A 15,134-nucleotide genomic window follows, 5' to 3' on the forward strand; every position below is an offset into this window, starting at 1 on the left:
TGCATCCAACCCCCGCTCGCCGTTGCGGATGGTCACGGTTCTTGCTCGGTCCGGAGCTACGGATGTCAGAGAGAGGCGCTGTGATCGCCGTACATGACAGGGTGGGGCGATCAGTTGTTCAGGTGAGGTGAGGAGATGTGGCTGACGTGGCCCAGGGCGAGGGTGAGGTGCCGAGGTTGAGTCGGCCGCTCCGGTGGCTTGTGGGAGCGGTGGTGGCTGGTGCGGTCGTCATCGCGGGGATCGGTTTCGCCGGTTCCTACGCGGCCGTCCGCGAGCTGGCCCTGGAGAAGGGGTTCGGGAACTTCGCCTACGTCTTCCCGATCGGCATCGACGCGGGCATCTGTGTGCTGCTCGCCCTCGACCTCCTGCTGACCTGGATCCGGATCCCGTTCCCGCTCCTGCGGCAGACGGCCTGGCTGCTGACCGCCGCGACGATCGCGTTCAACGGCGCCGCCGCCTGGCCGGACCCGCTCGGCACCGGCATGCACGCCGTCATCCCCATCCTGTTCGTCGTCGCGGTCGAGGCGGCGCGGCACGCGATCGGGCGGATCGCGGACATCACCGCCGACAAGCACATGGAGGGCGTGCGCATCACGCGCTGGCTGCTCTCCCCGCTGCCCACGTTCCTGCTGTGGCGCCGGATGAAGCTGTGGGAGCTGCGCTCCTACGACGCCGTGATCAAGCTGGAGCAGGAGCGCCTCGTCTACCAGGCGCGGCTGCGCTCCCGCTTCGGCCGGGCGTGGCGGCGCAAGGCCCCGGTGGAGTCGCTGATGCCGTTGCGCCTCGCGCGGTACGGGGTGCCGCTGGCCGAGACCGCCCCGGCCGGGCTCGCCGCCGCCGGGATCGAGCCGCAGCTGCTGCCGCCCGCGCCGGTCGCGGCGCAGCCGGAGCTGGAACCGTCGCCGGTCGCGGCGGAGGCGCCGGTGGTGGAGGAGGCCATCGCCGATGTGCCGAGCCAGTGGTTCGCGGCGCCGCGCGAGGTGGCGTACCAGGGGGACTACGACCCGAACGCTCAAGCTCCCTCTTCTGTCCCGGAGCAGGGGCGGCGTGGGCAGCAGCTGGTAACACTCGCAGCGGAGGAAGAGACCGCGGTCCTAGCCGGCACCGGAGAAGCGGTAGGGGAGGGCAACGGTGAGGAGCAGCCGTGGCCGCGGGATGCCGTGCTGACTGAGTCGGCTGTCTCGCATCGTCGTGCGCCCCAGCCTGGGCTTGCCCGGCTCGGAGAAGAGCTTGCCCAGGTGGGACGGGGGCTTGCCCACACGTCTGACGTTCACACGCAAGGCGATGCCCGGACCTCTGTGGGACAAGGAGCGGGCGAGCAGACGACGGCGGCGGCTTCGGCGTCGGCGAGGATGGCCGACGGCTCCGGGGAGGTGTCTTCGGCTGGCGCTCCGGACGTTGAGAATGGGGGCTCGGTGCCGCAGCCGCGTGCAGGGGAGGCGGGCGCGGATGCTGTGCCGGATCCTGAGCCGGGGTTGAGCAGCTCGTCTGCAGAGCAGTCCGCGGGCTTCAGCGCGTCGGTTCTCGATACCGGAGAGGCGACTGCCCGGGTGCCGGAGGAGGCTCCTGGAGAGGCGGTACTGGATCCGCAACAGCAACAGATTGTGACGATCGCCGGGTGGCTGGTCGAGGCGGAGAAGGCGGGGGAGAAGCTGTCGGGGGCCGAGGTGGCGCGCCGTCTGGGGGTGCCTGAGCGCACCGGCCGACGTCGACTGGCCAAGGCCGTGGAGTACGTGACGGAGCAGCGGCGTACGCAGGCGCGTGCGCATCTGCGGTCGGTCGGCAACTGAGATCCTGCTCGTGAGTGGCCGGTGGCCGGTGTCCCGATGGGGCACCGGCCACTGTGCTGTGTGGGTGTGATTGCTGCCCGTCTCTGGATGGGTGGCCGGTGGCCGGTGGCCGCTTCGCGGGGTGTGGCCGGTGGCCGTTCTGGATGTGGGTGGCCGGTGGCCGATCCGATGTGACCGGCCACCGGCCAGTGGCCGACCGCAGCTGTGCTGGGCAGGGGAGGTGCTTGTGCGCAGCTGCGCACAAGGGGTGGGCTGGAGGGTTGGTCGGCCCGGCCACAGGAACGCTTCCGCACGGTTTTGGGCGGGCTTGCCCAGCGCACTTCTTGAGGGCTTGCCCGGCAGGCGGAGGGCTTGCCCGAGTAGGTGTAGAGGGCTTGCCCCCTGAAGGGGCAAGCCGGTGACCTGCGCCAATAGGGGATTGGGCAAGCCGCCGGGCAAGCCGGTGTGAGGAGAGTTCAGGGCACGAGATCCGAGAGGAAGACGTGCCGTGAACGCATCGACTGTTGCCCCCGCTGCGAGTGGGGCGTTCCAGCGCCTGGACGAGGAATGGGCGCTGCTGTGTGCCGAGGACGGGATGCACAGCGTGGTGGCCGCCTGGCTGTCCGAGGCGGGGCTGGCCGGTGTCGTGACCGAGGTGGCCGGTGTGGCCGGTGTCCGGCAGGTGGGGTTGGCCGGTCTGCTGTCGGTGCTGCGCAGCCGGGTCCGCGAGGTTGCCCCGGTGGCCGATGCGATGCTGCGGATGCTGCTGCGGCGGGCGGCCACCAGCGGCCAGTCGGCCGGCTTGGCCGCCCGCGTGGTGGTGCAGGCGATGATCCCTGCCGCGGCCCGGATCGCCCGGGGGCAAGTCCGTGACTGGGGTGGCCGGTCCTTCGATTCAGTCAGCGCGATCACGGTGGCCGCCGTGTACGAGGTGGCGTGCTCGGGTCGGATCCACACGCGTCCTGGCCGCCCCGCCGCGAACCTCACGTTGGACACGCTGCGTCACGTTGGCCGGGAGCTCGCCGCGGACCGGGAGGCGTGGGGCTGCGACCTCGAGGACGCCGACATGCTCGCTTCCTCCTCGCCCGAACCGGCCGAGCACGCGCGTGCCCGGGGCGTGGAAAGTGCCGCGGCACGTGCCGGATTGCAGCCCCGCACCGAAGCCCCCGACGCCTCCCGTCTGGAGCTGCTTGGCCTCGTCCTGGACGCGCTGGAGGCCGGCACGCTGCTGCCCGCCGATGCTCGGGCGATCGCCTGGCACTACCGCACCGAGCCGCTCAGCGACAGCGCGGCCGCCGCCCTCGAGTCGACCAGCCCTGCCGCGTGGCAGCGCCGCCGAGCTCGCGCGGTCTCCCGGCTGCGGTCCACATGCTCCCGCATGCGTCTGGCCGCCTGACCCCCCTTCAAGAGAGGACTGTTCATGCCCACCCCTGTTGCCGTCACCGCAGTCGTCGACGTGGATGAAGAACGCGTCAGCCACGCGCACGCGGAACTCATCCGGTTGGGAGCGGCGCTCGTCTGCACCCCCTTCGACCCGCAGGTCCATGAGCGGCTGCGCGCCCTGCTGCACGACAACGACCTTGCCCCCGTACTCGACTCCCTTGAGGCCCTGCGTAGCCGGCCCGAAGCGCGCATGCGTCAGCGGTTGGCGGAGCTGTGCGGCCACTCGCTGCGCATGGGGGAAGCCGCATGATCCGCCTGCGCAAGCAAGAGCGAAGCGAGGTTCGTGACGGCCGCGGCCCGGTGCGCGGTGGCCGACGCCACGACGAGGACGTCATCGACGCGGTGCGCGAGGACGCGGCCGGTCCCGGTGAGGTGGCCGGGTGGTCGACTGGAGGCCGGGCCAATACGGCCGCGGTGATCCGGTGGGGGCTGTGGGCGTTGATCGTGCTCGGCCCGCTGCTGGGCATGCTGGCCTTCGTCTCCGTGCCTGCGGCGGGCAACGGTCAGGCGCCCCAAGCCCCCGCTCAGCAGCCAGCCACCGGCGGGCAGGGAGCAGCTGGGTTCGCGTCTTTGTTCGTCGGCGCCTACCTGAGGGCCGGGGAGGGCGACGAGCAGGACCTGGCCGCCTTCTATCCGGCCGCCTCCCAGACGCGCCTGGAAGGCAAGGCAGATCGCCGCCGGGGCGAGGGCCTGACCGTGGTCCGGCTCCGTCAGACGGACGTCGACGTGTGGTCCGTTACCGTCGCCGCCCGCGTCACGACGCCCCAGGACAACACGTCAGCTCAGGCCGCCCAGAAGGCCAGGGACCGCGCGGACGCCGAGCCCACGCACGAGGGCACGCAGCCCGACGCGGACACCCTGCACTACTTCCAGGTGCCGGTGGCGGTCGGCCCGGCAGGCGGTCAGACCACCGGCTACACGGCGCTGGCGATGCCCGCCGAAGTATCGGCCCCACCGCACATCAAGACACCGCCCTTGGTGTACGGGCCGAAGGAGCCGGCCCTGTCGACCGACCCGCGGACCAAGGCGATCACCGAGTTCCTCGGCGCGTACCTGGCAGGCCGGGGCGACCTGGACCGCTACCTGGCACCCGGCACACACATCACCGCGATCCGCCCCGCGCCCTATACGGCCCTGTCCGTTGACTCCCTCGCAGTGGAAGGTGAGACCGGCCAGGCGGCCACCGAGGTGCCCGCTGACGGCACCCGCCAGCGTGTGCTCGTCGACGTGCGGGCCACCGGAGCCGACCAGCTCCGTACGCCACTCACCTACGCACTGACCCTCAAGACCCGTGCGGGCCGCTGGGAGATCGCCGCTCTGGACGGCGCCCCCGCCCGCCCCACGCCCACATCCCCCGCAGTCCCCACCCCCTGAACCGAATCAGGAGTTCCTCATGCAGGAAATCACCCTTGCCGCCAGTTGGGTCAGCATCCTCGCCGGCGTCGGCAGCGACTTCAAAGAGCTCGTCTTCAAGGTGTTCATCCCGCTGCTGTGCGGCATCTTCGTCCTGGTCGTCGGCTTCAGGACCAAGGCACCCGGCCCCACGATCCTGGCCGTGATCTTCGCCGGGATCGTGTGGGGCCTGTCCGCCAACCTGTCCAGTCTCAGTGACATCACCGGCGAGACCGTCAACCAGTACGACGGCGGCGGAGCCACCGAAATCTTCGGTGGCGACCACTGATGGACGCCGTCCCCCACGTCGCCGAGGGCGAGCCGGTCGGCCGTTGCTACACCAAGGCCCGCCGCAGCCCGCTGGTCCACGGTGTCATCCGCGGCGTCAACGGGCGTGGCCTGCGCCTGCCGTTCGGCCCCTACACGATGACCCAGCTCGGGGTTCTGGTCGCGGCCACGGCCGCACTCGCTCTGACCCGGCCGCTGTGGGGCGGGCACGGGCCGGTCGACCTCGTCGTCATGCTGATCGTTCCGTTCGCCGCCGCGCTGTGCCTGCGCAGTCTGCACATCGACGGTCGTAACCCGGCGGCCGCCATCGCCAGCACCCTGCGTCTGCTCGCCTCGTCCCGCCACGGGCGCCTGCGCGGCCGCACCTGGCGGCCCCGCTCGCACCGCGCTCTCACCACCCGCACCGCATGCACCCTCCACGAGGCGCCAACACCCGGACCCGCAGGACCGGAGAGGACGGACCATCCCTCCGCCAGCCCTTCGGTCACCCGTCACACGTCCGCACCAGCGACGCCGCCCACGCACACGCCTGTCACCTCCGGCGTCCAGGCCCTCCTCGCCCGCACCCCTCACCGCCCCTGAACCAAGGACAGTTCCATGCGCCTTCCCATCCGGCACATCGCCAAGAACCTCCTCTTCACCACCCACGGCATGACCTGGGCACTGTGGCGGGTGGAAGCGGCCAACTTCTCCCACGCCCCGGCCGCCGCCAAGCGCCGCCGCCTGGCCGCCCTGGAATCACTGTTCAAGGCGCTCACCGGCGAGCCGATGCTGCTGTCGCTGTGCCCCCAGGTCGACCCGGTCACGGTGGTCTCCGCGATGATCGCCGACGTCGACCTGGCCCGCTCGCCACGCTACGAGCAGCTCGGTCACACCGTCCTGGACCAGCTCGGCGAAATGGAACTGACCGGCCGTACCGACTGGCTCGCCATCCCCCTGCCGGCACCCTCCCGAAGCGCAGGCCTCGCCGAGGCGTGGCGAGCGGCCCGCGCGGAACTCTCATTGCAGCTCGGGCTGATGCCCGCCCCGATCACCGAGACGGAGATCGCCGCGCGAGTGGAGCAGGCCAGGCGAATGCAGGCCCAATGGCCGGCCGGCATCGCCATGCGGCCCGCCACGGAGGCCGAGATCCTGTGGATCTACGGCCACAGTGCCCGCCGCGGCCTTGCCGAACCGCTGCTGCCCGACGGCAGCGAGCCGGCGCTGCGCGGCCGCGGCCGCACCGCCGCCTCACTGGGGGAGTTCGTGGTGGCCGAAGGCGGCACCGACTACACCCGCCGCACCACCGCCGACAATCCCTTCAAGCGCCGCTACCTGCAAGTGGCCAGCGAAAGCGGCGACTCCTACCAGGCACTGCTGGCCCTGTCGGAGATGCCCGAGGCGTTCGCCCTGCCCGGCGCCGCATACCTGCAGCAGCTCGACGACCTCGCCTATCCGGTCGACTGGTGCGCCCGGCTGCGCATCGAGCCCGGCCGCAAGGCCGAGGCCAAGACCCGCAAGCGGATCGTGCACCTGCGTAACCAAGTCGCCGAGTACGACGGCGACCTGGCCGGCCCGCCCGCGTCGATCGCGAAGAACACCGAGGACGCCGAGGAGTACCGCGACCGGCTCACCGCCTCCGCCCGCGAAGTCGAGGTCCGCGCCATGATCACCCTCGCGGTCTGGGGCGACACCCCTGACGTCGCACAGGACCGGGCAGCAGCCCTCGTCAGCGACTTCGGCAGCGGCGAGTACACCTTCTCTCGGCCCCTGGGCGCCCAAAGCGAGCTATGGCAGGCCATGCAGCCCGGCTTCCGCACACCGCGGGTGACGCTGGAGTACGCCCAGTACCTGCTCGCCCGCGACTTCGCGATGGCCATGCCCTGGTGCGGCAGCGCCCTGGGAGATGACCGCGGCGGCCTGTACGGACTACAGATGGCCTCCGGCGGCGCCCGCCCCGTCCTCCTCGACCCGGCCCGCGGCCCGCGGGACGCCAACACCAGCGCCTGCATGGCCTTCCTGGGCGAACTCGGCGCGGGCAAGTCCGTCGCTATGAAGAGCGCCGTCTACAACGTGCTCTCCCGCGGCGCCCGACCGGGCGAGCCGCACTCACGTGGGCGCGCCGTCATCGTCGACCGCACCAACGAGGAGGAATGGGTCCGCTTCGCCAAGGCATGCCCGGGCACCACCCAGGTGATCCGCATCGGGCAGCGCTCCGAGGTCTCCCTCGACCCGCTGCGCCTGTTCGCTCCGCGCGGCCCGAAGATCGCCGCACGCTTCACCGAGTCCTTCCTCACCCTGCTGCTGGGCACCAAGCCGATGGAGCTCGAGGGCGTGGCGCTGTCCGAAGCAGTCGAGACCGTCCTGCAGCATCCCCGTCCCAGCATGCGTGCCCTCATGCACGAACTCACCGCGCGCGGCGAGAACGACCCTGCAGCTCACGGCCTGGCACGCAAACTGCGCGCGGTCTCCCGCAAGGACCTCGCGGCCGTCGTCTTCGACGAGAACTTGCCCGTCGTCGACGCCGACGCCGACGCGGTGGTCTTCGCCGTCAACTCCCTGGCCCTGCCCAAGAAGGCCGAGCTGGACAGCGCGCACCGCATCGAGCGCTTGGAGTTCGAGAAGGTCCTCGGGCGCGCCGTGATGTACCTGATCGCCGCACTGGCCCGCGACATGGTGATGGCGAACAAGGACGAGTTCGGTGTCGTCGTCATCGACGAGTGCTGGTGGCTGACCAGCAGCGACGAAGGCCTCGACCTGGTCCTGGAGCTGCTGCGTGACGGCCGCAAGCACAAAGCAGCGGCCTACCTGGGCTCCCACGACGCCGACGACATCGGCCCGTCCAGCAGCGAGAAGGGCCTGATCATCCGCGGCCTGATCCCGCACAAGCTCGTCTTTCGCCAGACCGACCGCAAACTCGCCGCCCGCGCCCTGGACTTCATCGGCCTGGACCCCGCCGACAGCGACCTGCTGGACCGAGTCACCAGCCACCTGTCCCCGGTCAACCTCACCGGGGCGGAGAAGCAGGCCCGCCTGGGGGAGTGCCTCTACCGGGACTTGGCCGGCCGCATCGGCCTGATGAAGATCCTCATCCCTGCCGACGCCAAGCCTGCCGCCAACATCCACTCCACGCCCAACGCCGCCTTCCGGGGCGCCGCATGAACCGCCCCCGAATGCTGCTGCTCGGGCGCGCCCGGTTGCGTACCGGGCTGCTCCTGGCCGCGATCGCCGCAACTGTGCTGACCGCGCTGGGATCCTTGCCGGCGGCCGCTGACCCCACTCCCACCCCCAGCACCAGCCAGAGCGAAGACAGCGACACCGGCGCCGCTCCCGGCCCGGGAGAGATGCCGCAGTTCGGAGCGGAGCAGCCCACCAAGGAGGAGATCGAGCAGGTCCAAGAGCTCGTGCGGGAGCAGTCCCAGAAGTTCGGCGCGGCCGCACAGCAGGAAGCCCTGGACGAGATCGCCGAGCAGACCCGCAAACTGCTGCCCAACGAGGGCGGCATCCTCTCGGTCTTCAACGTCACCGATGCCAACAACCTGCCCATCAGCGTCTACAGCGTTCACAGCGACACCGGTGGGCTGACCGACTGGGACCTGGGCGTCATGAACCTGGTCACCGAACTCACCTTCATGATCGTCAAATGGCTCATCGCGTTCTGCTGCTGGCTGATCGGCTGGGCTCTCTCTTTCGGCCTGGCCAAGATCCTCCTCGCCCCCGCTCTGACCATCGCCGACAGCATCCACGCCAAGGTCATCATGGAGATGGGCCTGCCCGGCGTGTTCCTCTCCGCCTGCGCTCTGATCTGCGTGACCCGCATCTTCTTCGGCGACCGCGCCCGCGGCTTCGGAGATGCCGCCGTCACCATCGTCCTGGCCGGGCTGACCGCCACCGTGCTGGCCTCACCGCCGCAGACCTTGCTCGGCACCGACGAGGGCGCCGTCGCCATCGCGCGCGGCCTGGCCCTGCAGGTCTCGGGCGCCATCCTCGACGCCGATCCCGCCACCACCTGGCAAAGCGATGGCCGGGCCGCCGACGAGCAGCAGCTCTCCCGCCCGATGACCGACGCCCTGACCGACGCGTTCATCGTCAAGCCCGCCATGCTGCTGCAGTACGGGCGAGTCTTCAAAGGCGAGTGCGCCGAGAAGTACGGGGACACCCGTCTGCGCCAGCTCGCCTTCGACCGCCGCGTCCAGGACTACGCCGACCGCGCCAACAAGCTCCGCGACATCGCGCTCCCGCTCTCCGTCGCTCCGACCCGCTGGGTCGCTGACTGGGGAACCGACCAAGCCGTCAAATACGGTGCCAACCGGTTCGGTGGCCCTCCCATGGAGGCTTTCGAGAAGGACTGCGTCCACGGCGACGTCGCCTCCGCGAAGAAGGCGTCCCTGGACAAGGTCGGGGGCGCGATCTTCCTCCTCATCGCCACCCTCATCGTGACCGTCCTGGTTTCCGCCCTCGCCGGATCCTTCCTGACCGCGCAGTGCCGCATCGCCTGGGACGCCATCCGCGGTGAACCAGCCCTGCTGGCTGGCACCGTGCCCGGCGCAGGCCGCGGCTACCTGTGGGACTGGGGCGGATCCATTCTGCACTCTCTCGCCCAGATGATGTGGTCCATCACCGCGCTGTCGGTGTTCATCGTCATCCTCGACGTCGTCCTGGACCCGACCTTTACCGACTGGGGCCAGGAACTCACCATCCGTTTCCTCGCCATCGACGTGCTGTGCATCGCCGCCGTCACGAAACGCAAGAAGATCAACAACCGGACCCGGCAGATCGGGGACAGCTTCCGCTCCAAGATGTACGGCGCCAGAATCGGCGGCACCCACGGCTCGATCTTCACCCCGCCCGCCAGCACACCCGCCGCCAAGGACCCGCAGATCGCCCGCAAGACCATGCGGGCCCTGGTCCGCACCGCGATGGTCGGCACCGCCCTGGCCTCCGGGAACGTCGCCACCGCCGCCGCCTACGCACTGCCCCAGGGCATGGGTGTAGTCTCCCTCGCCAACCGGCTCTCCGGCCCCAAGTCCCGCACGGGCACCGCCCGGCCTTCCCCTCCGGCCGCACGCGCCGGCCTGCGTCCGCCTGCCGGTGGAGGCAACCAGAGGCCCGGCACACCCCCCGGCCCGCGCCCCGGCGGCACCCCCGGCCCCGGCAGCACGCCCAACCCCGGCGGCACTCCCGGACCCGGTGCAGCCCCCCGGCCCCGCCCCCGCCCTGGTGGACCGCGGCCCTCGCCTGCCCCGGCCAACGTCCCGGGAACGCGTAGCCCCGCCCCCCGCGTCCCGAGCCCGGCCACCGCACCGGTGCGCCCGCGCCATCAGCCCCGCCACCCCATGCCCACCCAGCCCGCAGCATCACCACGACAGCAGCAGCTGCGCCAGCGCCTCGACCGCACCCAGCGCCGTCCCGGCGGAGGCAGCCGGTGAGCACCAACGAACCCATACCGCGGCGCGGCCTGAAGGGCGGCATCGCCGCCCTCGGCGTCGCCCTGGTCCTGGCCCTGCTGCTGGTCTGCGCCGTCGCCGCGCACGTCGCAGGCGTCGCCGACTTCCAGTTCCAAGCCCAAAGTGCCGCAGCCCAGAACGCTCAGCAGTGCACCGACGCCAGCGACGTGGACACCACACAACTGACCAGCCAGGTCAACCGGCTCCTCGAGGGCAGCAACGACATCCACGTCAGCGGCCTGAGCGAACCGAAGGAGCAGCTCGGCAACGCCAAAGCGATCGTGGCCGTCGGTGTCCAGCTGCACGTCCCCGCACGCGGCCAGATCATCGCGCTCGCCACCGCTCTCCAGGAATCCGGACTGCGCAACATCAGCTACGGGGACCGCGACAGCGTCGGCCTCTTCCAGCAACGGCCCTCACAGGGCTGGGGCACCCGCAGCCAGCTCATGACCCCCATCTATGCGGCAAAGAAGTTCTACAGCGCCCTCAAGTCCGTGAAGAACTGGCAGCAGATGCCGCTCACCGTCGCCGCACAGAAAGTCCAGAAGAGCGGCAGGCCCAGCGCTTACGCCCCGCATGAACCCCTCGCCACAGCCCTGCAGAAGGCCATCGCACCCTCGCTCGGCGCGGCAGCCGACACCGGCCAGAGCACCCTGGGTGCGACCCCCGTCTCCCTGGGCTGCGCGGGCGGCGACCCTTCCGACGGCACGCAGTACGCAGCCATCAAGGCAGGCACCCTGCCCAAGAACTACACGATCCCCGCCACCACCAAGCCAGCCGCCCGGACCGCCATCCAGTGGGCCCTACAGCAACTCGGCGGCCCCTACCAATGGGGCGGCAGCTGCACCAGCCCCCGAGGCAACCAGCCCCAACAGCGCTGCGACTGCTCCTCATTGATGCAACGCGCCTACGGCGTCGCCGGACGCACCATCTCCCGCACCACCTACACCCAGATCCACGACGGCACCCCGATTCCACCCCGCGCAGATGCCTTGCAACCCGGCGACCTTGTCTTCACCGAAGGCACCGCTGCCCGCCCCGAGCACGTCGCCATGGCGCTCGGGCACGGCCTGGTCGTCCACGCCCCACGCCCAGGACGCGTCATCGAAGTGGCCGCCCTCAAAACCCACGGCCGGATCCTCGCCGTCAGCCGCATCGCCTGATCCCGTACCCCATCGCGGAGCAGGAGGCCGGATCAGCGCTTCTGGCTACCACGAGGCCCATGGGAGAAGCCAAAAACGCGTGTAAGGCCCCCTGGCCGCCTCCCACCCCACGCAAGGAAGGATCACCTCAGGACGCCGGAGATCGGCGGTCACAGGCCCCATTCTGCGCGTCGTACTTCTGCTGATATGCCCGTGAGGTCACCATTTGCCCTGTCGCGTACAGCAGGTGGGCGTCGGCGTGCAGCGCTTCTCAGTCGGTCAGGTCGAGGGCGATACGCAGCGTGCGGGAAACAGAGCTCATCTCCTCGGACGGGACGATCCCGCGATACTTCCCCGCCTGGATCGCGGAGGCGGTGAGCGTCATGATCTGCGTACCGATGACATCCCCCGCAACAGGCGCGGAGATGCGGCTGGACAGCAAGGTGTCCGGAGCTGTGCCGGTCGTGTCCACCAGCACCGTCACCGCCGTGCGCGGGAACGCCGACAGCGCGGGATCCGCCTCGACGACGAGCAGGGTGTGGCCGGCGCGCCGACCGGGGATCTCCCAGACCTGGCCCCGGCGCAACGGGGGGAGGCTCTCACTCACGCGGCGGCGCCGCCGTTGAACTCGTCCAGGGCGGCGAGCTGCAGCTCATCAAGCTCCTCGAAGGTCTCCCGGCGAGACTCCTGCCAGACGGCGAGTCGCTCGGCGGAGTCCCGCACGGCCTGCGCCATCAGGGCTTTCGCTGTGTATGCCGACAGATTCCCATCAGCCTCGGCGCTCACCGCCTCCAAGACCTCAGCAGGCAAGCTCACTGTCAGGCGCTTACGAGTCGTCATACTCCCAAGCATACGCTCTGGCGTACTCCCCCCGGGCACCTCCGCCCTTCGGTAACGAAGTGGTAAAGCCTGGAGAGGTGATGTCTGAATCGGGGCTCCGCCATGACTTGGACCAGGTGAAGGAACTCACCGCCGGATATCCAGGAGAACCCGAAGATGAACAAGCACCACGCCACCGCCCTCCGGAGCGCCCGATGACAGCGTCCGAGGACCTCCTGCTAGCCATGACGCACACGGTCCTCTCCGCCGCTCCCTACCTCGCCGCAGCAAGTGCTCTCGCCCTCGGCACATGGCTTCTGGTCTCCCTGCGCCGCGGCAGGGCAACACGGGAGGCACTGCGAGGCCGGGTGCGGGTGGAAGTCGTCCCCAGCTCGACCTTCAACCCCAGCGAGGCCGAACTCCGCCGCTGGGGACACCACTTGGGACGCATCACCTACGCCGCCCACACCATCCCCACCCAGGCCCGCGCAGCACGCCTGAGCTACGTAGCCGACGGCGGCCGCATGCGCTGCTACCTGGAAGGCCCCGGCGAAGGCGCCGCCGTCGTCGCCATGCCCGGCTTCGCCCAGGTGGAGGTGCGGCCCGTGGACAATAGCCACTCCCGCATCGAACCTGTCCGCTTTCCCGCCCACCGTCTCACCGGGGAGGGCTGATGACCGCCACTGTCGACCTGGCCAAGCCGCCTCTGCCTCAGCCCCTCGCTACCGAGGGCCGCTATGTAGAGCGAGTGGAGCTCACCCTCGCCCTGCCCGACCAACGACCGCTGGCATCCCTAGGCCTCAACCCCGACCCGCTGCAGCAGCTGGCCACTGCCCTGTCCGGCGTGCAGACAGCAGCCGGAGAGCGCGCCGAGGCCGTCATCGACATGATCCCGGTCTCCGAAAAGAAGCTCACCCGCAGGCGACTTCGTCTGGTCCGCGCCTCCCGCCGGCGCGGACCCACCGCATTCGGATTCCGCCTCACCCAGAGCGTGGGCGGCGGCTCGGGGACCATGGCCGCACTGCAGTCCGCCTGGAGCGGAGGCAAGAGCCGGACCGGACACAGCGAGCGGTTGCCCCGCATGACTGACCTCAAGGACGGAGTCGGCAAGTTCACCCCGACGGCTGGCCCCGTCTTCCAGGTACAGCTGCTCCTGCGCACCCAGGCCGGCCACCCGCAGCGGGCCCGCGAACGGATGCACCAGCTCTTGGCGGCCTTCGCGCCCACCAGCGAGCAGAACTTTCTCAAGCCTTACCGCCCGCGAGGACGCCGGGCCGTCGCCCGCTTCGAACACCGCTTCCGCACCGGCCAGTTCCGCCCCTACCGACGGCAGTGGCTGACTGCCACAGAACTGGCAGGCTTCCTCAAGCCCCCCACCATGCGGTGCACAGCAGCCTCCATCGTCCAGTCCGGCGGTGTGGTCCCGCCCGCCCCCGCCGACCTTCCCGTCTACACGGGCCAGCGCGACCTGGTGCCGCTGGGCGCCGTCACCTACCCCGACGGCCACGAACGGATCGGCGCCGCCCGTGTCAAGGACCTGCTCTTCGGCCTGCAGCTCGGAAAGTCCGGCCACGGCAAGACCGAGGCCGCCCTCGTCCAGTGCATCGCGCTGGCCCACAGTGGCTACGGCTGCTGGTTCCTGGATCCGCACGGCGAGGGATGGGCCCGCGCCAAGCCCTACCTCGCCCACCCCCATATCACCGAGCGACTCTGGGAGATCAACCTCGCCCACGCCGAGCCGGACCAACTAGTCGCCTCCTGCAACCTGCTCTCGATGGAGGGACGCAAGTCCAGCGAGGTCAAAGACATCGTCCGCAGTGTGACCGAAGGCATCGCCTCCGCCCAGGACTGGGGCGACAAAGCACCGCGCGCCCGAACCATCCTGGCCCGCACCACCCAGACCCTCGCCCTCCTCAACCAACAGGCCGTCGCAGCCGGACACCCCGAAGCCCAGTGCACGCTCTTCCAGATCCGCACATGGCTGACAGATGACGACTGGCGCGAAAGCCTCCTGCCCCGGCTGCCGGAACGAGTGCGTGCCTACTGGACTAAAACCTTCCCCAAGCTCGCCTCCGACTCGGTCCCCACCGTCACCTACGCCATCGACCGCCTCGACACCAGCGAAGCCCTGCAGGCGTTCTTCGGCAGCGCCCGCTCCGTCTACAACATCCGCACCGCCATGGACAGCAACCGCGTCGTCTTCGTCTGCCCCTCCGGCAGCGAAAGCGACGCCCTGGTCTCCTGCCTGCTCATCCACGACCTGCACCGCGCCGGCCTCTCCCGCCAGGACACCGCCCGCGACGAACGGAAGACCTTCTGGGCCTGGGGCGACGAACTCACCGCCCTGGACTCCTCCTCCAAGGGCTTCCTCGCCGCCATCGCCGAGCAGCTGCGCAAGTACGAGGTCCGCTTCATCGGCATGACCCAGATGGCACTGCGCCTGTCCGCCATCACCCGTCAGGCACTGCTGCAAAACCAGTCCCTCCTGTCGACCTGCGCAGCCGACTACGACGAAGCCGCCTTCGTCGCCCGCCGCTGGAACGGACACGTCACCCCCGAGACCATCACCGACCTGCCTCAGTTCCACCAGATCATGTCGATCAAGCTCAACGGCCGCCCCACCAAGCCTTTCCGCGTACGCGGCCTGCCTGTCGAGGAAGTCTTTGCCCACTACAACAACCCGGACGGCATCCCCGACCTTGATGAGGCCATCGACACCAACCTCAGCCGCCGTCCCGTCGCCGAAATCCTCGCCGACCTGGAGAACCTCGACCAGACCATCCGTGAGCACCACACCGGCCGACGCGGCAAGGACGGCGATCCCACCACGCGCATCGCCTGACAACCACCCCATC

General features: G+C 70.1%; 13 protein-coding genes. 11 read left to right on the plus strand and 2 right to left on the minus strand.

The genetic code is table 11. The features are described 5' to 3' along the window. The first annotated feature begins 167 nt into the window (after positions 1-167). The 9 genes from C1N81_RS04310 to C1N81_RS04350 all read left to right on the plus strand — a co-directional run bounded on the left by C1N81_RS04310 (position 168) and on the right by C1N81_RS04350 (position 11,481). Positions 168-1,790 carry a DUF2637 domain-containing protein gene (locus C1N81_RS04310; protein ID WP_394427443.1) on the plus strand — a complete coding sequence of 541 codons (1,623 nt, stop codon included), beginning with the start codon at positions 168-170 and terminating at the stop codon, positions 1,788-1,790. 487 nt (positions 1,791-2,277) lie between these two features. Continuing rightward, positions 2,278-3,165 (plus strand): hypothetical protein, encoded by an 888-nt coding sequence (locus C1N81_RS04315; RefSeq protein WP_394426943.1) that lies wholly within the window; start codon positions 2,278-2,280, stop codon positions 3,163-3,165. A 24-nt stretch (positions 3,166-3,189) separates the two neighbouring features. Continuing rightward, a complete protein-coding gene (locus tag C1N81_RS04320) occupies positions 3,190-3,462 on the plus strand; it encodes a hypothetical protein (protein WP_394426945.1) in 273 nt (90 codons plus the stop codon). Then, positions 3,459-4,586 (plus strand): conjugal transfer protein, encoded by a 1,128-nt coding sequence (locus C1N81_RS04325; protein WP_394426946.1) that lies wholly within the window; start codon positions 3,459-3,461, stop codon positions 4,584-4,586. Before C1N81_RS04320 ends, C1N81_RS04325 begins: the two co-directional genes overlap by 4 nt. A gap of 19 nt (positions 4,587-4,605) precedes the next feature. Beyond that, positions 4,606-4,893: a hypothetical protein gene (locus tag C1N81_RS04330; RefSeq protein ID WP_394426948.1), complete on the plus strand. Its 288-nt coding sequence runs from the start codon at positions 4,606-4,608 to the stop codon at positions 4,891-4,893. Beyond that, positions 4,893-5,474, plus strand: a complete 582-nt coding sequence (locus tag C1N81_RS04335) for a hypothetical protein (protein WP_394426950.1) — start codon at positions 4,893-4,895, stop codon at positions 5,472-5,474. Before C1N81_RS04330 ends, C1N81_RS04335 begins: the two co-directional genes overlap by 1 nt. Before the next feature lie 15 nt (positions 5,475-5,489). Continuing rightward, on the plus strand, positions 5,490-8,033 hold the full coding sequence (locus C1N81_RS04340) for an ATP-binding protein (RefSeq protein ID WP_394426952.1): 2,544 nt from the start codon (positions 5,490-5,492) through the stop codon (positions 8,031-8,033). Further along, a complete protein-coding gene (locus C1N81_RS04345) occupies positions 8,030-10,300 on the plus strand; it encodes a hypothetical protein (protein WP_394426955.1) in 2,271 nt (756 codons plus the stop codon). Before C1N81_RS04340 ends, C1N81_RS04345 begins: the two co-directional genes overlap by 4 nt. Further along, positions 10,297-11,481 (plus strand): C40 family peptidase, encoded by a 1,185-nt coding sequence (locus C1N81_RS04350; RefSeq protein ID WP_394426957.1) that lies wholly within the window; start codon positions 10,297-10,299, stop codon positions 11,479-11,481. Before C1N81_RS04345 ends, C1N81_RS04350 begins: the two co-directional genes overlap by 4 nt. Positions 11,482-11,731: 250 nt before the next feature. On the opposite strand, the gene C1N81_RS04355 is transcribed toward C1N81_RS04350, so the two are convergent. Both C1N81_RS04355 and C1N81_RS04360 read right to left on the minus strand, forming a co-directional pair. Continuing rightward, positions 11,732-12,067 (minus strand): hypothetical protein, encoded by a 336-nt coding sequence (locus C1N81_RS04355; protein ID WP_394426959.1) that lies wholly within the window; start codon positions 12,065-12,067, stop codon positions 11,732-11,734. Beyond that, positions 12,064-12,300 carry a type II toxin-antitoxin system CcdA family antitoxin gene (locus tag C1N81_RS04360; protein WP_394426961.1) on the minus strand — a complete coding sequence of 79 codons (237 nt, stop codon included), beginning with the start codon at positions 12,298-12,300 and terminating at the stop codon, positions 12,064-12,066. Before C1N81_RS04360 ends, C1N81_RS04355 begins: the two co-directional genes overlap by 4 nt. A 194-nt stretch (positions 12,301-12,494) precedes the next feature. Between C1N81_RS04360 and C1N81_RS04365 the strand changes: the two genes are divergently transcribed. Both C1N81_RS04365 and C1N81_RS04370 read left to right on the plus strand, forming a co-directional pair. Then, positions 12,495-12,953 (plus strand): hypothetical protein, encoded by a 459-nt coding sequence (locus C1N81_RS04365; protein WP_394426963.1) that lies wholly within the window; start codon positions 12,495-12,497, stop codon positions 12,951-12,953. After that, a complete protein-coding gene (locus C1N81_RS04370; RefSeq protein WP_394426966.1) occupies positions 12,953-15,121 on the plus strand; it encodes a type IV secretory system conjugative DNA transfer family protein in 2,169 nt (722 codons plus the stop codon). Before C1N81_RS04365 ends, C1N81_RS04370 begins: the two co-directional genes overlap by 1 nt. The last annotated feature ends 13 nt before the right edge of the window (positions 15,122-15,134 follow it).

The organism is Streptomyces sp. SGAir0957 (assembly GCF_043523415.1).